This window comes from Jeotgalibacillus salarius (assembly GCF_004405125.1).
In the GTDB taxonomy this organism is placed as follows: Bacteria; Bacillota; Bacilli; order Bacillales; family Jeotgalibacillaceae; genus Jeotgalibacillus; species Jeotgalibacillus salarius.
The window spans coordinates 1-20445 of the sequence record NZ_SORX01000015.1; the positions used below are offsets into that span (position 1 = coordinate 1).

Consider the following 20445-nt stretch of genomic DNA (forward strand, 5'->3'; position numbering starts at 1 on the left):
CGCCGATGGTAGTTGGGGGTTTCCCCCTGTGAGAGTAGGACGTCGCTAGGCAAACAGAAAGTCTTCCCTGTGTGGGAGGGCTTTTTTTGTGTTTGAATGATTATAAGGGACAGGATCCTGAGAGGCATGAAACGCAAAGGGCCCGAGACTTAAGGGCATGAAAGGCAAAAGGACAGTGACCTTAGTGCATCCAGTGCCAGGTTTGGAGGATCAAAAAAATAATATTCCTTCATTTGATTATCTTTTCCATCAAAGCGCTATCACCATTCCTTTTTTTCTCAGCAGGATTCCATCAATCCCTCGAATAATTCCTTCATTAAGTAAGAAAGTATCCTGAATTCCTTCAGCAGCTCAGAGAATTCCATTATCGATCCCGATTTATTCTTCAGCTAGAAGGATGATTCCTTCATTCGTATTACACGATCCAATCTATAATTTTCAACAAGTGTGAGATAGGTCATAATTTAAGTTGATTTCGTTTAATGATTTGATGAGAGGGTATCTTATTAAAGTGAGACAAGATAATATCCATTATCGAAAAGGTGGTATGTTAAAAATGAGTAAAAATGTATTGATGGTATTAACGAATACGAGTGAAATTGATAAAGATCACCCAACAGGCTTATGGCTATCAGAATTTGCTGAACCTTACGTTGAATTTAAAAAGAACGGTTATGAGGTAACAGTAGTAAGCCCTAAAGGCGGCGGTATTCCGCTTGATCCGAATAGCTTAGATGACAGTGAAAATCCTTCGGAGTGGAAAGAAGCTGAAGAAGAGATTCAGAACACTGAAAAGTTATCAAATGTAGTGTTTGAAAACTTTGATGGTATTTTCCTTCCTGGTGGACATGGCACAATGTTTGATCTGCCTAATGAACCGCAGCTTCAGGATGCACTGGCGCATTTCGCTGAAAACAATAAAGCGATCGGAGCTGTATGTCATGGTCCTGCAGGATTTGTAGACGTAGAGCTATCTGATGGAACTTATTTAGTGAAGGGCAAGAAAATGACAGGTTTCACGAATGAAGAGGAAAAAGAAACAGGATTGGATTCTCTAATGCCGTTCATGCTGCAGACTAAGCTTGAAGAGCAGGGTGCCCATTATGTCACTCAGGGTAACTGGGCGGAGCATGTACTGACTGATGGAAAGTTTGTTACTGGTCAAAATCCACAGTCAAGCCAAAAAGCTGCTGAAGCATTTGTGAAAGTATTATAATAGAATGTAAAAGCGCAAATCCATCAGGATTTGCGCTTTTGTTGATTAAAGCAGTTGTTCAAAGACTTTTTGTACTGCCGTTCCTTCTTCAAATGAAACGAGATTAGAGGACTGACCGGTTACGATTGCATGATGGAATGCTGTCAGAAGTGATTCTGACGCAGATGCAGAGCGTTCCTGAATTAATTCAAGGGGCTTTTCTGCAGTACCGAATTTAAGCTCTGACCACTGATCCAGAGAAATGATGCCTTTTGATCCGTAGATTCTGTAAGTCAGATCATCTTTCATCCCAATTCCACTTTGCCCATTTATTAAAAATGGAATTGGACCAGCATGACCAAATGCAAGCACGCTTGTTTCGCTTGCATCCTGACTATCAGGATATTTGGTTTCTTTAGCTGAGATGGCCATGTCACCAAATAATTGATTCGTTAATTGTATATAATGGGGCGTGATTTCTCTGATGAAACCACCTTGTTCACGTTTTGCGATCCATTCGTTTTGCTGCCAGAAACGGGGCCATGTTTCAAACCTCATTGTTAATTCAACTCTTTGAATCTCACCAACTTCAGTCAGCTTTTCTTTTAGTAGTGCAACTTCATTGCTGTAATGAAGCGGGAAGTGGATTGCATTAATGACGTTTGCGTTTTTAACGGCTGAGGTCATTTCTTCAGCTTCTTCTAAAGAGTTGGCAAGGGGCTTCTCACATAGAATTGCAATTCCGTGTTTGGCAGCCATCAGTGCATAATGATAATGGAATTTAGGAGGAACGGCTATGTAAATGGCATCAAGAGCGCCGTATTCAATCATTTCCTCTGCTTTTGTATATTGAATTGCTTTTAGCGCGTGTGTTTGTGTAGTGTCTTTCATTAAAGCTTTATTTGTATCGCTGATTGCTGAGATTGTATAACCTTCATGCTGTTGAAAGGCTGGAATAAGCCGTTGTCCAATTGCACCAAGTCCAATCATACCAATTGATAATTCTTTCATATTCTCCACTCCTGTATCAGATGATAAATAGATTATAGCACTTCGAAACGCGAAATATCTAAAAGTTCATGAATTGAGACAGAATGTACTTTACATTTTTCTCTATGGCTAGTAGGATTGCTTTTAGGATTTGAAAATATCGGAAAAGAGGAGAAGAAAAATTGCTTGAGAACAGCTTAATGATGGTAGCGATTATTTTTTCGATCAATATTTTTTATGTCACGTTTTTTACTATTCGAATGATTTTAACATTAAAGGGCTATCGCTATTATGCTGCAGGTGTCAGCATGGTAGAGGTCGTCATATATGTAGTGGGTCTGGGATTGGTTTTAGATAATTTAAACGAGATTCAAAACCTGATTGCCTATGCTTTAGGGTATGGTCTGGGTGTGATTATCGGTATGAAGATCGAAGAGAAATTGGCGCTTGGATATATTACAGTTAATGTGATCACGACAGATAATGGACTGGAGCTTCCTAGAAAACTGAGAGAACTGGGTTACGGTGTGACGGATTGGGAAGCAAACGGTCTTGAAGGAGATCGTTTTGCAATGCAAATATTAACGCCTAGAAAATATGAATTAAAGTTATACGACAGAATCAAAGAAATTGATCCGAAGGCGTTTATGATTTCATACGAACCTAAAGCGATTCATGGGGGCTTCTGGGTAAAGAGTGTGAAGAGAAGAATGTCTCAGGAGGAAAAAAAGAATGAGCAAAAAGTGGTTTGACGTTGAAGAACACGAGACGATTGGAGACTGTCTGGATAGAATGGCAAACGAAGGATATACGCCAGTAAGAAGAATGGAAGAACCTGTTTTTAAGGAAGTAAAAGATGGAACTTCTGTAAAACAGGAACCAGTCAAACAAAAAATCAGGTTTCAAGGCCTAAAAAGCGAACAATGAAATGTTCAGAAAAAATAATGTTCGCTTATCATGTTGACGTTCTGATGTCAGCTTGTTATGATGATTACGAAATCAATTGAATGAACGGCCTCATATAAAATCGGGAATATGGCCCGAAAGTTTCTACCCTGCACCGTAAATGACAGGACTATGAGGGAAAGAGTCAGGCACACCCGCATTTTCTGCAGGTCTCCTGACATTTGTCAGCAGCTTTCCTTCATTATTACTAATGAAAGAAAACTGCTGATTTTTTTATTTGTAATTATTATAACTTTTAATTCATTTATCAGATTCAGCTGTTGATTGTAGTGGAGGACGGAGACTCCTGCCCGGGGGCAGGGAAGCGGAGTCCTGCACGGAAATCAGCAGCGATTATTAAAGAAAAAACCGGGATGGAGTGAGAGGATGTCAGCACTGGTTAGCGTCATTATGGGAAGTACGTCAGATTGGCCATCAATGAAAAAAGCATGTGAAAAATTAGATGAACTGAAGGTGCCTTACGAAAAACAGGTAGTCAGTGCACACCGCACACCTGATCTCATGTTTTCATTTGCTGAAGGAGCGAGATCACGCGGCATTAAAGTGATTATCGCAGGAGCAGGCGGAGCAGCACATCTGCCGGGCATGGTAGCAGCAAAAACAACACTTCCGGTGATCGGTGTACCTATTCAGTCTAAAGCATTAAATGGTCTGGACTCACTCCTATCCATCGCACAAATGCCAGCCGGTGTGCCGGTTGCGACTGTGGCAATTGGTGATGCCGGTGCGGCTAATGCAGGTATTCTGGCTGCTCAGATGCTGTCAGCGTTTGATGATTCTCTGGTTGAACGACTTGCTGAAATGAGAAAAAAGAGTGAAGAAAAAGTTCTTGAAAGCAGTGGTGATCTCGTATGAACCAAATGATTATGCCACCCGCAGTGATTGGTATTATCGGGGGCGGACAGCTGGGCAGAATGATGGCACTTTCTGCAAAAGAAGCTGGGTTTCGCATTGCAGTCCTTGATCCTTCTGAAAATGGTCCGTGTGCACAGGTTGCTGATTATACGATCCAGACTTCATATGATGATGAAAAAGGATTGAAAGAACTTTCAGAACTCAGTGACGTCATTACTTATGAATTTGAAAATATAGATTATGAATCTCTAAAACGTTTAGCAGAAAAAGCTCATGTTCCCCAGGGAGCTGAACTGATAAAAATCACACAAAACCGTCAGTTTGAAAAGGATACTTTGACAAGAGCAGATGTTCCGACAGCCTCTTATAAGATCATAGAAAACGAACAAGGATTATATGATATGATAGGAACGTTCGCTTTTCCGATGGTATTGAAGACAATCACAGGTGGATATGATGGTAAGGGACAAGTAAAGCTGAATAGTGAAGATGATCTTTCTGAGGCAGCAAAGCTGATTCAGAACAATGGAACGTGTATTTTAGAAGCATTTGTTGATTTTGATTGTGAGATTTCAGTGATCATTCACCGCAACGCACGAGGTGAAACGGTCACACAGCCAATTGCTGAAAATATTCACATCAACCAGATTTTACACACTTCAATTGTTCCCGCAAGAGTAAGTGAAGATGTAAAAGTGAATGCAGCCAGACTGGCTGAACAGGTAGCTGATCAGCTAAAGCTGGTTGGAACGCTTGCTGTTGAAATGTTTGTCGGAAAAGCTGGAGAGTTATATGTGAATGAACTGGCACCAAGGCCGCATAATTCAGGACACTACTCAATTGAGGCAAGTTCATCATCACAATTCCAGCAGCATATCAGATCAGTTTTAAATTGGCCTCTGGCACCATCTGAGCTACTTAAGCCGGCTGTCATGATTAATGTCCTTGGACAGCACGTCGAGCCAGTATTAACGGCTATAGATGCTTATCCACACTGGTCACTTCATTTATACGGAAAAGACGAAGCGAAAACTAACAGGAAAATGGGGCATATCACAATACTGACAGATGATATTAATAAGACGCTGAAAGAAATTGAAGCATCAGGCGTCTGGACCCCTGCAGTCAAGGAGGCACAACGATGATTGAACGTTATACGCGACCTGAGATGGGTGCGATTTGGACTGAGCAGAACCGTTTTGAAGCATGGCTTGAAGTTGAAATTCTGGCATGTGAAGCATGGTCAGAGCTTGGTGATATTCCGAAAGAAGATGTAAAGAAAATCCGCGAGAACGCATCATTTGATGTAGACCGCATTAAAGCAATCGAAGAAGAAACGCGCCATGACGTAGTGGCATTTACAAGAGCGGTTTCTGAGACGCTTGGCGATGAAAAGAAGTGGGTTCACTACGGACTGACTTCAACTGATGTTGTAGACACTGCACTTTCATATTTGCTTAGACAGGCAAATGAAATACTGCTTGCAGACCTTGAGCGTTTTGTAGAGATTTTAGCTGAAAAAGCAAAAGAACATAAAGATACAGTGATGATGGGTCGTACACATGGTGTCCACGCTGAACCAACGACGTTCGGACTGAAGCTTGCACTCTGGTATGAAGAGATGAAGCGTAACCTTGACCGCTTTAAGCGCGCAGCAGACGGCGTTGAATTCGGAAAAATGTCTGGTGCAGTTGGTACTTATGCCAATATCGATCCATTTGTTGAATCTTACGTATGTGAAAAGCTCGGCTTAACACCTGCTCCGGTTTCTACTCAGACACTGCAGCGTGACCGCCACGCAGATTACATGGGGACACTTGCACTGATCGCGACTTCAATTGAAAAATTCGCTGTTGAAGTCCGCAGCCTTCAAAAGAGTGAAACGCGTGAAGTTGAGGAATTCTTTGCAAAAGGTCAAAAAGGGTCTTCAGCAATGCCACATAAAAGAAATCCGATCGGCTCTGAAAACATGACGGGACTTGCCCGCCTGATCAGAGGTTACATGCAGACAGCATACGAGAATGTACCACTTTGGCATGAACGAGATATCTCACACTCATCAGCTGAACGTGTCATTCTACCGGATGCAACAATCGCACTAAATTACATGCTGAACCGTTTTGGTAACATCGTCAAAAACCTGACAGTGTTCCCTGAAAATATGAAGCGCAACATGGACCGTACACTCGGTCTGATCTACTCACAGCGCGTATTACTCGCACTGATTGACAAAGGCCTGTCACGTGAAGAGGCATATGACACAGTCCAGCCAAAAGCAATGGAAGCATGGGAAAAACAGGTTCACTTCCGGGAGCTTGTTGAATCAGAAGAAAAAATTACGTCGAAACTGTCACCGGCAGAAATCGAAGACTGCTTCGACTACACCTACCACCTGCAGCATGTAGATACAGTCTTCAAGCGTATTGGACTTTTATAATTACACTCTGAGTTGACCGGAGTGTAAGGCGGCGACTCCAGCAGGAGAAGACGGACAGCTGAGACCCCGCAGAGCTTTAGCTCGAGGAGGCTCAGCGCCGTCCCTGCGGAAAGCGTCCGCCTGAAACGAAGGTCGACGGGTATAGAGCAATAATAAATTATCCAGAATAATCCCAATATTCCGACATTCGAAAGGATGAAATCCACTTGAAAAAAGAACAGCTCCTCTACGAAGGCAAAGCAAAACGACTCTATCAGACAGATCAAAAAGACGTTCTATGGATTGAATATAAAGACTCAGCAACCGCATTTAACGGTGAAAAGAAAGAAATGATTGCTGGTAAAGGTGTGCTGAATAACCTGATTACAAGCCTTCTGTTCGAGAAGTTGAAAGCTGAAGGAATTGACTCTCACTTTATTAAGAAGATTTCAGATCACGAACAGCTTGTCAAGGCAGTTGAGATCATTCCAATTGAAGTGGTTGTCAGAAGTACAGTAGCAGGAACGCTGGCAAAGCGGATTGGTCTGGATGAGGGAACTAAGCTTCCGAAAACAATTGTGGAGTGGTATTACAAGGACGATGATCTCGGTGATCCGCTCATTAATGAAGATCACATTGAAGTACTTGGACTTGCTTCAGCTGAAGAGCTTTCTCTTTTAAAGGAAAAAGGGCTTCAGGTTAATCAGGTCATGACCGCATTTTTTAAAGAAATCGGTCTCGATTTAATAGATTTTAAGCTTGAATTTGGACGTGATGAAAACGGGCGGGTGCTGCTGGCGGATGAAATTTCGCCTGACACGTGCAGACTTTGGGATATTGAAACAGGCGAGAAGATGGATAAAGATGTGTTCAGACGAAATCTGGGCAGTCTGACAGAAGCTTATGAAAAGGTATTAAACCGACTGGGAGGCGTCAAATCATGATAAAAGTAAAAGTTCATGTAACGTTAAGAGAAAGTGTACTTGATCCGCAGGGAACAGTAGTAAAGAATTCGCTTCATGCAATGAATTACCATGAAGTGCAGGACGTGCGAATCGGAAAATACCTGGAGCTTTTAATTGAACCGTCTGATCGTCCAATTGAAGAAGCAGTGAAAGAAATGTGCGAGAAGCTGCTCGCAAATACAGTTATTGAGAACTATGAGTTTGAAGTGGAGGAGGCCGTTACACAATGAAGTTTGCGGTCATCGTATTTCCGGGATCTAACTGTGACATAGATATGTATCATGCAGTAAAGGATGAACTTGGCGAGGAAGTTGAGTATGTCTGGCATGATGAAGCTGATTTAGAACAATTCGACGGTATTTTACTGCCGGGTGGATTCTCTTACGGCGACTACTTGCGTTCAGGATCCATCGCACGCTTTTCGAATGTGATGAATGAAGTTGTAAAGGCAGCTGAAGCAGGGAAGCCTGTACTTGGCGTATGTAATGGATTTCAGATTCTCCTTGAATCAGGTTTATTGCCGGGCGCTATGCTTCGCAATCAGGGATTAAAATTTATCTGTCGTCCTGTCGAACTTGAAGTTGTCAATAACGAAACAATGTTCACGAAGGCTTACCAGCCGAATGAGCGCATTACAGTACCTGTCGCTCACGGAGAAGGAAACTATTTCTGTGACGAAGAAACGTTAAAACAGCTTGAAAAAAATAATCAGATCGTATTTCGCTATGCGAATGACAATCCAAATGGCAGTTTGCTTTCAATTGCAGGGATCACCAATGAAAAAGGGAACGTACTTGGTATGATGCCTCACCCTGAGCGTGCGGTGGACAAGCTTTTAGGAAGTGCAGACGGTCTTAAATTGTTTCAATCAATCGTAAAACACTGGAGGGACTCTCATGTCGTTACTGCTTGAACCGGCTGAACAGCAAATCAAGGATGAAAAAATCTACCTCGAAATGGGACTGACAGACGAAGAATTCAGCCTTGTAGAAAAAATCCTGGGCAGACTGCCTAACTATACAGAACTCGGATTATTTTCAGTCATGTGGTCAGAGCACTGCAGCTATAAAAACTCCAAGCCTCTTTTGATGAAATTTCCTGTAACAGGTGAACAGGTACTTCAGGGACCGGGAGAAGGAGCTGGAATTGTTGATATTGGAGACGGCCAGGCAGTGGCATTCAAAATCGAGAGTCATAACCATCCATCTGCGATCGAACCTTACCAGGGAGCAGCAACGGGTGTGGGGGGCATTATCCGTGATGTATTTTCAATGGGAGCAAGACCCATTGCGATACTCAATTCCTTACGCTTTGGAGAACTGGATTCTCCTCGTGTTCGGTACTTATTTGAGCAGGTAGTAGCCGGTATCGCGGGCTATGGGAACTGCATTGGAATTCCGACTGTGGGCGGAGAAGTACAATTTGACCGTTCATATGAAGGCAATCCGCTTGTTAATGCAATGTGTGTAGGATTGATCAATCATGATGACATTCAAAAAGGCCAGGCAAAAGGTGTCGGCAATACTGTGATGTATGTTGGTGCTAAAACAGGTCGTGACGGGATTCACGGTGCTACTTTTGCTTCTGAAGAACTGAGTGAAAACTCGGACGAAAAGCGACCAGCCGTTCAGGTTGGCGATCCATTTATGGAGAAGCTGCTGCTTGAAGCCTGTCTCGAACTGATCAAAAACGATGCGCTCATCGGGATTCAGGATATGGGTGCTGCAGGACTTACAAGTTCATCAGCTGAAATGGCAAGTAAAGCCGGTTCAGGTATTGAAATGAACCTTGACCTCGTACCTCAGCGTGAAACCGGTATGTCTGCATATGAAATGATGCTGTCTGAATCACAGGAACGTATGCTGATCGTCATTGAAAAAGGACGCGAAAAAGAAATCCAGGAATTGTTCCATAAATATGACCTGGATGCAGTGGCTGTTGGAACGGTTACGGACGATAAGCGTCTGCGCCTGGTGCATGCAGGAGATGTTGTTGCAGATGTACCAGTCGATGCGCTTGCTGAAGATGCACCGGTTTATCATAAACCTTCAACTGAGCCTGCTTACTATCGTGAATTTCAGGCGATTGAAAATACAGAACCTGAAGTAGAAAATATGGAAGAAACGCTTCATGCACTATTAAAGCAGCCAACGATTGCAAGTAAAGAATGGGTGTATGATCAGTATGACTACCAGGTACGTACAAACACAGTTGTTACACCAGGATCTGATGCAGCTGTACTGCGAATTCGCGGCACTGAAAAGGCGCTTGCAATGACAACAGACTGCAACTCACGCTATCTGTATCTGGACCCTGAGACAGGCGGGAAAATTGCGGTTGCAGAAGCTGCACGTAATATTGTCTGCTCTGGCGGACGTCCACTTGCGATTACAGACTGCCTGAACTTTGGCAGCCCGGATAAGCCGGAGATTTTCTGGCAGATGGAAAAATCCGTAGATGGTATGAGTGAAGCCTGCCGGACATTGAATTCACCTGTCATTGGCGGAAACGTATCTTTATATAACGAAACAAATGGAACAGCAGTCTACCCAACGCCGGTAGTTGGAATGGTAGGACTGATTGAAAAGCTTGAACATATTACGACTCAGAGCTTTAAACAGGCTGGAGATGCTGTCTATCTGATTGGTGACACGAAAACTGAGTTTGGCGGAAGCGAGCTGCAAAAGCTGACTGCAGGAGAGATATCGGGAAAAGCGCCGGAAATTAATTTAACAGTGGAGCTGGAGAGACAGCAGGCACTTTTAACAGCGATACAACAGGGACTCGTACAATCCGCACATGATCTGGCTGAAGGCGGACTTGCAGTAGCACTTGCTGAGTCAGCATTTGGTTCAGGACTTGGCGTTACTGCGCAGACAGAAGGCTCTGTTATTTCGGCATTATTCAGTGAAACTCAATCACGTTTCATTGTGTCGGTGAAACCTGAACATGAACAGGCGTTTGAAGAACTGACAGCTGCGAAGAAAATCGGAGAAGTAACGGCACAGCCTGTATTAAAAGTCGTGCATAATGGAACTGCTGTGATCGACCAGCCAGTTGAAAAATTCGAAGAAAGCTGGAGAGGAGCGATCCCATGCTTGCTGAACTAAAAGGATTAAATGAGGAATGTGGTGTATTCGGCGTCTGGGGGCATGAACAGGCAGCACAAATGACGTATTATGCCCTTCAAAGCCTGCAGCACCGTGGTCAGGAAGGAGCGGGAATTGCTGCTACTGACGGAGAAAATTTAACTTTTACTAAGGGTGAAGGATTGGTAACCGAAGTGTTCACACAGGAGATGCTTGATGAGCTTAAAGGACATGGCGCGATTGGTCACGTCCGTTATGCAACGGCAGGTGGCGGAGGCTATGAAAATGTTCAGCCGCTTGTCTTCCGTTCTCAGAGCGGTACGCTGACGCTTGCTCATAACGGCAATCTGGTGAATGCAAACCAGTTAAAGCACCAGCTTGAGCGCCAGGGAAGCATCCTTCAAACAACTTCTGACACTGAGGTCCTTGCCCACCTGATTAAAAGAAGCGGGTATGCATCACTTGAAGAACGTGTGAAAAATGCACTCACCATGTTAAAAGGAGCATATGCATTTGTGATTATGACTGAAACTGAATTAATGGTGGCACTGGACCCGCATGGTCTAAGACCGCTGACGCTTGCAAAAGTCGGTGACGGTTATGCAGTAGCATCTGAGACATGTGCATTTGATATCATAGGCGCTGAAGTCATCCGGTCAGTTGAGCCGGGTGAACTGCTCATTATTAACGATGAAGGTATCCGCTCAGAGCGGTTTTCATATGCGACAAACCGTGCGATCTGTTCAATGGAATACATTTATTTCTCAAGACCTGACAGTGACATTGACGGAATCAATATTCACTCAGCAAGAAAACGTCTCGGCAAACAGCTTGCGAATGAATTTCCAATTGAAGCAGATGTTGTGACAGGTGTACCTGATTCAAGTATTTCAGCTGCGATCGGTTATGCTGAAGAAGCTTCAATTCCATACGAAATGGGATTAATAAAAAACCGTTACATTGGGCGTACTTTTATCCAGCCCTCACAGGAGCTTCGCGAGCAGGGTGTCAAAATGAAACTCTCACCTGTACGTGGCGTCGTTGAAGGCAAGCGTGTTGTTATGGTAGACGATTCAATCGTACGCGGTACAACAAGCAGACGGATCGTAAAAATGTTAAAAGAAGCAGGCGCTACAGAAGTACATGTCGTTATCAGCTCACCGCCGATCAAAAACCCTTGTTTTTACGGGATTGATACAAGCAGTCACGAGGAACTGATTGCATCTAAGCATTCAATTGAAGAAATTCGAAATCAAATCGGTGCCGATTCCCTATCATTTTTAAGTGTGGAAGGACTTGTAAAAGCAATCGGCAGAGAAGATGAAAGCGAAAACCGAGGTCACTGCCTCGCATGCTTCACGGGCAAATACCCAACAGAGATCTACCCGGATACACTGCACCCATACGAAAAAGAACTTGCACGTTGATATGTTTTAATTTCTTTTCTAACACTTTCAAGTTTGAAGGTGGAGTCAGGTTTAATTAGTATAATTGTCAAATCTACAGCGTTGATCGGAGTGGAAGGCGGTGACTCCGGCGCGATAAGCGTGACAGCTGAGACCCCGCAGAGCTTTAGCTCGAGGAGGCTCAGCGCACGCCGCGCGGAAAGCATCCGCCTGGAACGCAGATCACACGCCAGAGTATTAAACTTAACAGCGTATTCAAGGAGGAAAATTCATGTCTGATGCCTACAAACAGGCCGGAGTTAATATTGAAGCGGGATACGAAGCAGTAGAACGCATGAAAAAACACGTCAAACGCACAGAACGCGCAGGCCTCATGGGCGCATTCGGCGGCTTTGGCGGCATGTTTGATCTCTCAGCCCTGAACTACAAAGAACCAGTCCTGATCTCAGGAACAGACGGAGTCGGAACTAAGCTGAAGCTAGCTTTCGCGATGGATAAGCACGATACGATCGGCATTGACTGTGTAGCGATGTGTGTGAACGACATTGCAGCACAAGGTGCAGAACCTCTTTACTTCCTTGACTATCTGGCAGTGGGGAAAGCAGATCCTGAAAAAATCGAACAGCTTGTAAAAGGAATTGCAGATGCGTGCGTAGATTCCGGCTGTGCTTTAATCGGCGGCGAAACAGCAGAAATGCCTGGTATGTATGCAGAGGACGAGTATGACATGGCTGGGTTTGCAGTTGGGGCAGCCGAAAAAAGCAATATTATCACTGGTCATGCGATTCAACCCGGGGATGTTCTGATCGGTCTGCCTTCAAGCGGAATCCATAGCAATGGCTATTCTTTGGTCAGAAAAGTACTGCTTGAGCAACACAACATGCAGTTAAATGATCATCCGGATGGCTTTGAAGTGTCGCTTGGAGAACTGCTGCTGACACCTACACGTCTTTACCCGAAAGCTGTAAAAACTGCACTGGCGGCGGGCGAAATTACTGGTATGGCCCATGTAACTGGAGGCGGATTCTATGAAAATCTCCCACGCATGCTGCCTGAAGGAACTTCAATAGAAGTGAACAACTACAGCTGGCCTGTGCTTCCGGTATTTGATCTCATTCAGAAAACCGGAGAACTGTCAGATCAGGAAATGTTCAGCGTGTTTAATATGGGGATCGGTTTCGTATTCGCAGTGCGTTCAGATTATGCAGCAGCCGTTCAGAGAAAGCTTGCAGATGCAGGCGAAAAGAGTTATGAGATTGGTCGTGTGACGGGAGAAAGCGGAAAGAAGGTACGTTTTATATGAGTGAAGTCAAATTCGCTGTATTTGCATCAGGCAGCGGCAGTAATTTTGAGGCGATCGCGCAGGCAGTTCGTGCTGGCAATCTAAAAGGTTCACTCGTGCTTCTGGTGACGGATAAACCAGATGCTTTTGCTGTAGAAAGAGCGAAATCTCTTGGTATAGATGTTTGTGCTCTCAGGCCGAAAGACTTTCAGACCAAATCTGAATATGAAACTGCAATTCTTGAAAAACTCCATGAAAAAGAAGTAGAATGGCTGGTATTAGCAGGGTATATGAGGCTCGTCGGTTCCGTACTCCTTCAGGCATATCCGAAGCGTATCGTAAATGTTCATCCTTCACTGCTCCCTGCTTTTCCTGGGAAAGATGCACTCGGACAAGCGATTGACAGCGGCATGAAAGTGACGGGGGTTACCATTCACTACGTTGATGAGGGAATGGATACAGGACCTGTGATTGTTCAGGAACCGTTTAAAATTCCGGACGGATGGGGCAGAGCAGAAATTGAGCAGGTGATTCACGGCATTGAGCACCGATTATATCCTGAAACACTCAACCAGCTATTTGCTGAAGCATTGGAGGAATCAAAATGAAAAAACGAGCATTAATCAGTGTGTCTGATAAAGCAGGCATTGTAGAATTCGCAGAACAGCTTCAATCACTTGGATATGAAATTCTTTCAACAGGCGGTACGAAAACACTGCTTGCTGATAATGGAGTTGAAGTGAAAGCTGTAGAAGAAGTGACAGGTTTCCCTGAAATACTGGAAGGTCGTGTAAAAACACTGCACCCATCCATCCACGGTGGGCTGCTGGCGAAACAGGATCAGCCTGATCATCAGCGTCAGCTGGCAGAACAGGGAATTGAAGCAATTGATCTTGTTTGTGTCAATCTTTATCCTTTTCAGCAGACAATTGTGAAACCGAATGTATCATTTGAAGACGCTGTGGAAAATATTGATATTGGCGGCCCAACGATGCTTCGAGCTGCTGCGAAGAACCACGCATATCTGACAGTTGTAGTTGATGCGGAAGATTATGAAAAAGTCATTGATGAGCTGAAAACAGGTGAAGTATCACCAGCTTTTAAAAAGCGTCTGGCAGCAAAAGTTTTCAGACACACTGCTGCTTATGATGCCTATATCGCACAGTACTTAACAGAAGAATCCGGGGAGGAAAACCCTGAACGCATCACGGTTACCTATGAACGCAAACAGGATCTGCGCTATGGAGAAAACCCGCATCAAAAAGCAGCATTTTACCGTAATCCACTGGGCTCAGAGTTTTCAATCGCTCATGCAAGACAGCACCATGGAAAAGAACTTTCTTATAATAATATAAAAGATGCTGATGCTGCACTTCAGATCGTAAAAGATTTCGACCAGGCGGCGGCAGTAGCCGTTAAGCATATGAATCCATGTGGAGTAGGCACGGGTGATAGTCCACAGGAAGCATACCAGCGTGCGTTTGAAGCTGATTCCACATCTATTTTTGGCGGGATCATCGCATTTAACCGAGGTGTGAATAAAGAAACTGCTGAAAAGCTTTCTGAGATTTTCCTTGAAATCGTCATTGCACCTGCATTTACAGAAGATGCACTGGAAATTCTGACGAAAAAGAAGAACATCAGATTGCTTACAGTACCGTTTGATCGCCATTTAAAGCATGAATATATCTATACTTCAGTTGAAGGTGGATTGCTCGTCCAGGATCAGGACCGATATACGCTTGAGGATGCGACGTTAAAAGTTGTAACCAAGCGTGAGCCTACAGAACAAGAGTGGGCAGCGATGAAGACAGCCTGGAAGGTGGTGAAGCACGTTAAGTCGAATGGAATTGTTGTAGCTGAACCTGACATGACGCTAGGTATTGGTGCAGGCCAGATGAATCGTGTGGGCGCAGCAAAAATTGCGCTTGAACAGGCAGGCATTCGCGCACAGGGTGCTGCATTGGCTTCAGACGCTTTCTTCCCAATGGATGATACAGTTGAAGCGGCTGCAAAAGCCGGTATTACTGCCATTATTCAAACGGGCGGGTCAATTAAAGATGAAGATTCGATTAAGAAAGCTGATGAGTATGGTATTGCCATGGTTATGACTGGCGTACGCCACTTTAAACATTAATTCGGATTATCTCTGTGAAGAATGGCGTTTGATCTCCATTCCAGGCGGACGCTTTCCGCGGACGAACGCTCAGGTCAGGCAGAAAACCACTGCTTTCCGGGGTCTTTCCCGATCGTTTTTCCGCAGGAGTCGCCGCCTTCCATTGCGATCAACGCTGTGCATAGGAAAGGGATTAGCGCTCTTTAGAGTTATTTTAAGTATGTATGAACGAAACTTTTCTATTTGCGTAAGAGGTCCATGTCAAAGCCGCTTACAGAATATTTTTAGCCGGCTTCTCTTTGAAGCCGGCTCTTTTTCAATAAGCTGTGTCAATGTTCATTGTTTATGTACAGCTGGTGATTGGAGCGTAAGGCGGTGACTCCTGCGTCCGGCCGCAGAAAGCATCCGCCTGAAGCGGAAATCAACAGCCAACCTTAACAGAGGCTTTTAAATAAGATAGGAGGAATACAAATGAATGTACTCGTAGTTGGACGTGGAGGACGTGAACATGCACTTTGTTATAAATTTTCAAAGGATGAGGCAGTCAGTAAGCTATTTTGTGCGCCGGGAAATGCCGGAATTGCAGAGCATGCCGAGTGTGTGAACATAACGGAGACAGATCAAAAGGGATTAATTGAGTTCGCAAAAAAGAACAATATTGCACTAACGGTGATTGGACCTGAACAGCCTCTAGCTGAAGGACTGACTGATTTATTTTTAGCTGAGGGTTTGAAAGTATTCGGACCGACTAAGAAAGCTTCTGCAATTGAAGGAAGTAAAGCATTCGCAAAAGAATTAATGAAAAAATATAACATTCCAACGGCAGGATATGAAACGTTCACGAACTATCAGGAGGCGTCTGCCTACATAAAGAAAAAAGGTGCACCGATTGTGATCAAAGCAGATGGACTTGCTGCAGGCAAAGGGGTTGTCGTGGCAACGACTGAAGTAGATGCATTGGCGGCAGCTGAGGATATGCTTGAACATAACCGATTCGGACGATCATCTGCGAAAATTGTGGTTGAAGACTTTCTGGATGGTGAAGAGTTCTCGTTCATGTGTCTCGTACACGGTGAGGCGATTATTCCACTTGCTCTTGCCCAGGATCATAAAAGGGCATATGACAATGATGAAGGACCTAATACGGGCGGTATGGGCGCGTATTCTCCTGTCAGGCACCTGCCGGATGAAACTGAGGAAAAAGCGATGACTGATATTATTCAACCAGTCGTCCAGGCAATGATAAAAGAAGATTTGCCTTTCACTGGTGTGTTGTATGCAGGACTTATTCTGACTGAAGATGGTCCTAAAGTGATCGAATTCAACGCACGTTTTGGTGATCCGGAAACACAAGTGGTGCTTCACCGTTTAAAATCTGACCTGGCGACACTCCTGTTAGACTTATTGCAAGGTAAAGCGGTAAAAACAGAATGGTCATCCGACACTGTTGTTGGAGTTGTTATCGCTTCAGAAGGCTATCCAGGGGAGTATAAAAAAGAACAGCCGCTGAATGACTTACTCAAAGCAGACACATTTTTCTATCATGCGGGTACGAAAAAGGCAGACACAGGTATTGTTTCAGACGGTGGAAGAGTATTGCTCGCAGCATGTGCCGGAAATAGTGTTGCAGCAGCTGGAAAACAAGTTTATCAGGCACTTGAAGCTGTTTCGACAGATGCATTTTTCTACAGAAAAGATATTGGTAATAAAGCATTGGAAAGAAGTTAGAATTTTCTAATAAAATAACTAAAATGGAGTTATTAAGAGTATCTGGTTGGAATACATTCTTTTTGCACCTGTAAAGAGGATTTTTGAATCTTGTAATTAACTCAACTTGTCTTATAATGAGAATACAAATATTCTCTATAAAGAACAAAAGAGGTGATTACATGGTGCGAAAAGAATGTTCCAAGTGCACGCGTTCATCCTATAGCAGCGGCTCAAGAGAAAGGTGGGTATGTCCGGTTTGCGGTCAAGATCTGACTGGGTCTCCGGCACTGAGAGCGATATCTTACTACGAGTTAAATCAGCAAATTCGCCAATCTGCGTACCAATATTCAGCAAAATGAAACAAACGAAATATTGTAACATAAATTTAATGTTGAAAAAGTCAGAATATTTAGGTATATATAACTATTTATTTGCTCGCTAGCTAGTGATAATATAGGTTCATAACAGAAATTATTAATTATTTAAAACTTTTAGCCCAATGTTTAGCCTACATGCTGCAATCGCTTTGAGAGAACAGAAAAAGGCAAACCACTTGAAAAGGTGGGACGCAAAGCTAACGGGTCTAAGGCCAATATAGAGAGAGGGAGCTATGACGGCTGAGCCGCCTGAAGTACTGTAGAAAGTATTTTAGGAGGGGAATGTAATGGGTCGTAAAAATGAGGTAGATGTTGAATGGATGGCATTGATTGAGGAGGCCGTTGAAGCTGGGATCTCAAAAGAGGAAATCAGGGATTTCTTAGAGGGAACAGGTTCAAACAGTTGGAGGAGGAATGATTTAGTTGTTGGTTGAGCCGGATTTAAGACGATAAAAAAGCCTGTGCAAAGCAATGTGCTGCACAGGCTATTTTTGATTAATCCGCCATTTGTTAAATTCAATAAACTCTTTAAATTGCTCTTTTGAAATACCTGATTCCATTGCAGTTTTTGCCAGGTTTACCCACTCGCTATCCACATTCTTTTCATCATTATCAGGATCCAGCAGTGAATTTACAGTTACACCGAGTACCGGAGCAATTTTTTCTAAAAATTGAATGGATGGATTTTTTTGAAGGTTTCTTTCTAAAGAGCTGATATATGATTTTGCTACACCTGCCTGATCAGCCAGTTCAGTCAGAGACATTTTCTTTTCTTTTCTTAATGATTTAACGCGATCTCCAATCATCCCAATCACTCTCTTTGCTCAGTTATTCTCTTATATTAAATAATATCATACTAACAAAAAAAGACCACTAATAACATATACAATCTCTTATATTTTTCTGAATATTCTTTTTAATTAAACCTCAAATTGGCAGCCACAGAGGATTTTAAATTCTTTTTGATTAATTATTTATTTTAATACCTGGCTTAGTTAAAGTCCATTGTTGTTTCAGCACAGCAGGTGATTGGAGCGTAAGGTGGCGATTCCTGTGGCATGAAGGGACAGGTGGGTCGGGGCAATGCCTGTTGAATCAGTGTCCGGCCACGGCGTCCGCCTGAAGCGAAAATCAACAGCCCACTTAAACAAAGCTTAATACTTAAAAAAATATGTGCTGGCAATATTATTAGCAGTATATGTATTCTTTTAAAATAATGTTCAAATATTCACATAATCATAAAAACATCACATTTCTTTTATGCGGTGATGCGTAAAATATGGTACGCTTAATGCATCTTTTTACAAGGATTTTATTGGAGTGATGAGAGTGGAACAAAGATTTCCGTGGAAGATCAGTCATTTAAGAGATCACACTTCTATATTGGAAGGGTCAAAATCACCTGATCTGGTACTTGCTAATACAAATTATTTGAATTCCTCCCTTCATCAGTGGATGAAAGGGAATATATGGATTTATCAGGATAGAATTATTTATGCAGGGAGCAACATGCCTGAGAATGTGAATGGAACTGAAATTGTTCAAATGGAAGATAAGTGGATTGTTCCGGGCTATATCGAGCCGCATGTCCATCCTTTTCAGTTGTATAACCCACAAAGCTTTGGAGACTTCGCAGCACAACGTGGCACGACTACATTCATTCAGGATAATCTAATGCTCCTTTTATTATGTGATAAAAAGAAAGCGCTTCCTTTTATGCAGCAATTCAAGCAGTCACCGTTAACCTTTTACTGGTGGAGCCGCCTGGACTCCCAGACAGAATTGAAGCACGAAGAAGACTATTTTACGAATGGGGAAATCAGAGCCTGGCTGGATGATCCCAGTGTACTCCTTGCAGGAGAGTTAACTGCGTGGCCGAAGCTTGCAGAGGGTGATAACCTCCTTTTAAGTTGGGTGCAGGAAGCACGCTGGCGCTATAAGAGGGTAGAAGGACACTTGCCGGGCGCTTCAGAGAATACAATTGCAAAAATGTCCCTCCTCGGCGTTACAGGGGATCATGAGTCAATGACCGGTGATGATGTGTGGAAACGTCTTGAACAGGGTCTGGCAGTGACGCTTAGACATTCCTCAATCAGACCTGACCTTGCAAAACTGATCCGTGAATTAAAAGAACGCAATTTACATTCTTTTGACTCACTTATGATGACAACTGACGGGTCAAGCCCATCGTTTTATGAAAATGGTGTCATGGATCAGCTGATTAGCATCGCAATTGACGAAGGAGTAGATCCGATCGAAGCATACCATATGGCGACATATGCTATCGCTAAATATTATCGCCTGGATTACATGCAGGGGATGATTGCGACTGGACGGCTGGCTACGCTGAATATTCTCACTGATCCCGCGAACCCTGTTCCTGAATCAGTCATGTCAAAAGGGAAGTGGATTAGAAAAGACGGAATTCCTCAGAAGCAGGAATTTCAACCGGACTGGTCTGAAATTAAACCACTTGATATTCAATGGGACCTAGCGCTCGATGATCTGCAATTCTCGATGCCATGTGGAATTGATATGGTTAATAACGTGATTACAAAACCTTACTCTGTGGCAATTGATGCAAGTGTGGATGAACTTCCACGTGATGATGACGAATGTTTCCTGATGCTGGTTGACCGTCATGGGGAGTGGAAGATCTGTACACTGATCAAAGGCTTTGCTCATGACTTGGGCGGGCTTGCATCCTCTTTTTCAAGCACTGGCGATATTCTGTTAATTGGGAAAAGCAAACAGGATCTGCTTGACGCTTTTAAAAGAATGAAAGAAATTGGTGGCGGAATCGTTTTAAACAACAAAGGTAAGCATTTACACGAGATTCCATTACCACTGGGCGGTGTGATGTCAGATCAGCCGCTGGAAAAGTTAATTAAAGAAGAAACGAAACTGCGCAGTTTGCTGAAAGCATCCGGTTACGCTTTTGACGATCCTGTGTATACATTACTGTTTTTGTGCTCCACACATTTACCGTATTTAAGAGTGACACAGCGCGGAATCTATGACGTAAAGAAGAAAACGGTACTCTTTCCAACGATAATGCGTTAAAATGTAAAAGAGTTC

At 43.4% G+C, this 20445-nt stretch carries 19 protein-coding genes and 2 riboswitches; of the genes, 17 read left to right on the forward strand and 2 right to left on the reverse strand.

Translation table 11 applies throughout. The annotated features are described in order from the left end of the window. Positions 1 to 556 precede the first annotated feature (556 nt). Positions 557 to 1216, forward strand: coding sequence for a type 1 glutamine amidotransferase domain-containing protein (locus E2626_RS16080; protein WP_134383029.1), 660 nt, complete (start codon positions 557 to 559; stop codon positions 1214 to 1216). A gap of 45 nt (positions 1217 to 1261) precedes the next feature. Here the strand turns inward: E2626_RS16080 and E2626_RS16085 are convergent, their stop codons facing one another. Next, complete coding sequence (locus tag E2626_RS16085; RefSeq protein ID WP_134383031.1) at positions 1262 to 2206, reverse strand: Gfo/Idh/MocA family protein; 945 nt, start codon at positions 2204 to 2206, stop codon at positions 1262 to 1264. Positions 2207 to 2367: 161 nt separating this feature from the next. Between E2626_RS16085 and E2626_RS16090 the strand changes: the two genes are divergently transcribed. The 15 genes from E2626_RS16090 to E2626_RS16160 all read left to right on the forward strand — a co-directional run bounded on the left by E2626_RS16090 (position 2368) and on the right by E2626_RS16160 (position 17801). Then, positions 2368 to 2937, forward strand: a complete 570-nt coding sequence (locus tag E2626_RS16090; RefSeq protein ID WP_134383033.1) for a DUF2179 domain-containing protein — start codon at positions 2368 to 2370, stop codon at positions 2935 to 2937. Next, positions 2918 to 3112, forward strand: a complete 195-nt coding sequence (locus E2626_RS16095) for an NETI motif-containing protein (RefSeq protein ID WP_134383035.1) — start codon at positions 2918 to 2920, stop codon at positions 3110 to 3112. Before E2626_RS16090 ends, E2626_RS16095 begins: the two co-directional genes overlap by 20 nt. Before the next feature lie 70 nt (positions 3113 to 3182). Further along, a riboswitch (purine riboswitch) is annotated at positions 3183 to 3283 on the forward strand. Between the two features lie 234 nt (positions 3284 to 3517). Next, a complete protein-coding gene (purE, locus tag E2626_RS16100) occupies positions 3518 to 4006 on the forward strand; it encodes a 5-(carboxyamino)imidazole ribonucleotide mutase (protein WP_134383037.1) in 489 nt (162 codons plus the stop codon). Next, the gene (gene purK / locus E2626_RS16105) at positions 4003 to 5151 is read left to right on the forward strand and encodes a 5-(carboxyamino)imidazole ribonucleotide synthase (protein ID WP_134383039.1); all 1149 of its coding nucleotides are present in this window, start codon (positions 4003 to 4005) and stop codon (positions 5149 to 5151) included. Before purE ends, purK begins: the two co-directional genes overlap by 4 nt. Then, on the forward strand, positions 5148 to 6443 hold the full coding sequence (gene purB / locus E2626_RS16110; RefSeq protein ID WP_134383041.1) for an adenylosuccinate lyase: 1296 nt from the start codon (positions 5148 to 5150) through the stop codon (positions 6441 to 6443). Before purK ends, purB begins: the two co-directional genes overlap by 4 nt. A 206-nt stretch (positions 6444 to 6649) precedes the next feature. After that, entirely contained in the window at positions 6650 to 7366 is a 717-nt protein-coding gene (gene purC, locus E2626_RS16115; RefSeq protein WP_134383043.1) for a phosphoribosylaminoimidazolesuccinocarboxamide synthase, read from the forward strand. Further along, entirely contained in the window at positions 7363 to 7617 is a 255-nt protein-coding gene (gene purS, locus E2626_RS16120) for a phosphoribosylformylglycinamidine synthase subunit PurS (protein ID WP_134383045.1), read from the forward strand. Before purC ends, purS begins: the two co-directional genes overlap by 4 nt. Next, the gene (gene purQ, locus E2626_RS16125; protein ID WP_134383047.1) at positions 7614 to 8300 is read left to right on the forward strand and encodes a phosphoribosylformylglycinamidine synthase subunit PurQ; all 687 of its coding nucleotides are present in this window, start codon (positions 7614 to 7616) and stop codon (positions 8298 to 8300) included. The genes purS and purQ overlap by 4 nt, the downstream gene beginning before the upstream one ends. Continuing rightward, a complete protein-coding gene (gene purL / locus E2626_RS16130; protein WP_134383049.1) occupies positions 8284 to 10497 on the forward strand; it encodes a phosphoribosylformylglycinamidine synthase subunit PurL in 2214 nt (737 codons plus the stop codon). The genes purQ and purL overlap by 17 nt, the downstream gene beginning before the upstream one ends. Further along, positions 10482 to 11903 carry an amidophosphoribosyltransferase gene (purF, locus tag E2626_RS16135; protein WP_134383051.1) on the forward strand — a complete coding sequence of 474 codons (1422 nt, stop codon included), beginning with the start codon at positions 10482 to 10484 and terminating at the stop codon, positions 11901 to 11903. Before purL ends, purF begins: the two co-directional genes overlap by 16 nt. A 250-nt stretch (positions 11904 to 12153) precedes the next feature. Further along, the gene (purM, locus tag E2626_RS16140) at positions 12154 to 13185 is read left to right on the forward strand and encodes a phosphoribosylformylglycinamidine cyclo-ligase (protein ID WP_134383053.1); all 1032 of its coding nucleotides are present in this window, start codon (positions 12154 to 12156) and stop codon (positions 13183 to 13185) included. Then, complete coding sequence (gene purN / locus E2626_RS16145) at positions 13182 to 13772, forward strand: phosphoribosylglycinamide formyltransferase (RefSeq protein ID WP_134383055.1); 591 nt, start codon at positions 13182 to 13184, stop codon at positions 13770 to 13772. Before purM ends, purN begins: the two co-directional genes overlap by 4 nt. Then, complete coding sequence (gene purH / locus E2626_RS16150; protein WP_134383057.1) at positions 13769 to 15301, forward strand: bifunctional phosphoribosylaminoimidazolecarboxamide formyltransferase/IMP cyclohydrolase; 1533 nt, start codon at positions 13769 to 13771, stop codon at positions 15299 to 15301. Before purN ends, purH begins: the two co-directional genes overlap by 4 nt. 450 nt (positions 15302 to 15751) lie before the next feature. Continuing rightward, positions 15752 to 17008, forward strand: coding sequence for a phosphoribosylamine--glycine ligase (gene purD, locus E2626_RS16155; protein ID WP_134383059.1), 1257 nt, complete (start codon positions 15752 to 15754; stop codon positions 17006 to 17008). A 515-nt stretch (positions 17009 to 17523) separates the two neighbouring features. Beyond that, positions 17524 to 17620, forward strand: a riboswitch (cyclic di-GMP riboswitch). Between the two features lie 34 nt (positions 17621 to 17654). Continuing rightward, on the forward strand, positions 17655 to 17801 hold the full coding sequence (locus E2626_RS16160) for an anti-repressor SinI family protein (RefSeq protein WP_134383061.1): 147 nt from the start codon (positions 17655 to 17657) through the stop codon (positions 17799 to 17801). Positions 17802 to 17852: 51 nt separating this feature from the next. Here the strand turns inward: E2626_RS16160 and E2626_RS16165 are convergent, their stop codons facing one another. Further along, complete coding sequence (locus E2626_RS16165) at positions 17853 to 18173, reverse strand: helix-turn-helix domain-containing protein (protein WP_134383063.1); 321 nt, start codon at positions 18171 to 18173, stop codon at positions 17853 to 17855. 517 nt (positions 18174 to 18690) lie between these two features. Between E2626_RS16165 and E2626_RS16170 the strand changes: the two genes are divergently transcribed. Further along, positions 18691 to 20430 (forward strand): adenine deaminase C-terminal domain-containing protein, encoded by a 1740-nt coding sequence (locus E2626_RS16170; RefSeq protein ID WP_134383065.1) that lies wholly within the window; start codon positions 18691 to 18693, stop codon positions 20428 to 20430. Positions 20431 to 20445 lie beyond the last annotated feature (15 nt).

Excerpts from the sequence above, each read along its gene's own strand:
- E2626_RS16080 (WP_134383029.1), top strand. The coding sequence starts at position 557 with ATGAGTAAAAATGTATTGATGGTATTAACGAATACGAGTGAAATTGAT.
- E2626_RS16085 (WP_134383031.1), bottom strand. The coding sequence starts at position 2,206 with ATGAAAGAATTATCAATTGGTATGATTGGACTTGGTGCAATTGGACAA.
- E2626_RS16095 (WP_134383035.1), top strand. The coding sequence starts at position 2,918 with ATGAGCAAAAAGTGGTTTGACGTTGAAGAACACGAGACGATTGGAGAC.
- purE (WP_134383037.1), top strand. The coding sequence starts at position 3,518 with ATGTCAGCACTGGTTAGCGTCATTATGGGAAGTACGTCAGATTGGCCA.
- purK (WP_134383039.1), top strand. The coding sequence starts at position 4,003 with ATGAACCAAATGATTATGCCACCCGCAGTGATTGGTATTATCGGGGGC.
- purB (WP_134383041.1), top strand. The coding sequence starts at position 5,148 with ATGATTGAACGTTATACGCGACCTGAGATGGGTGCGATTTGGACTGAG.
- purS (WP_134383045.1), top strand. The coding sequence starts at position 7,363 with ATGATAAAAGTAAAAGTTCATGTAACGTTAAGAGAAAGTGTACTTGAT.
- purQ (WP_134383047.1), top strand. The coding sequence starts at position 7,614 with ATGAAGTTTGCGGTCATCGTATTTCCGGGATCTAACTGTGACATAGAT.
- purL (WP_134383049.1), top strand. The coding sequence starts at position 8,284 with ATGTCGTTACTGCTTGAACCGGCTGAACAGCAAATCAAGGATGAAAAA.
- purF (WP_134383051.1), top strand. The coding sequence starts at position 10,482 with ATGCTTGCTGAACTAAAAGGATTAAATGAGGAATGTGGTGTATTCGGC.
- purM (WP_134383053.1), top strand. The coding sequence starts at position 12,154 with ATGTCTGATGCCTACAAACAGGCCGGAGTTAATATTGAAGCGGGATAC.
- purN (WP_134383055.1), top strand. The coding sequence starts at position 13,182 with ATGAGTGAAGTCAAATTCGCTGTATTTGCATCAGGCAGCGGCAGTAAT.
- purH (WP_134383057.1), top strand. The coding sequence starts at position 13,769 with ATGAAAAAACGAGCATTAATCAGTGTGTCTGATAAAGCAGGCATTGTA.
- purD (WP_134383059.1), top strand. The coding sequence starts at position 15,752 with ATGAATGTACTCGTAGTTGGACGTGGAGGACGTGAACATGCACTTTGT.
- E2626_RS16160 (WP_134383061.1), top strand. The coding sequence starts at position 17,655 with ATGGGTCGTAAAAATGAGGTAGATGTTGAATGGATGGCATTGATTGAG.
- E2626_RS16165 (WP_134383063.1), bottom strand. The coding sequence starts at position 18,173 with ATGATTGGAGATCGCGTTAAATCATTAAGAAAAGAAAAGAAAATGTCT.
- E2626_RS16170 (WP_134383065.1), top strand. The coding sequence starts at position 18,691 with ATGAGAGTGGAACAAAGATTTCCGTGGAAGATCAGTCATTTAAGAGAT.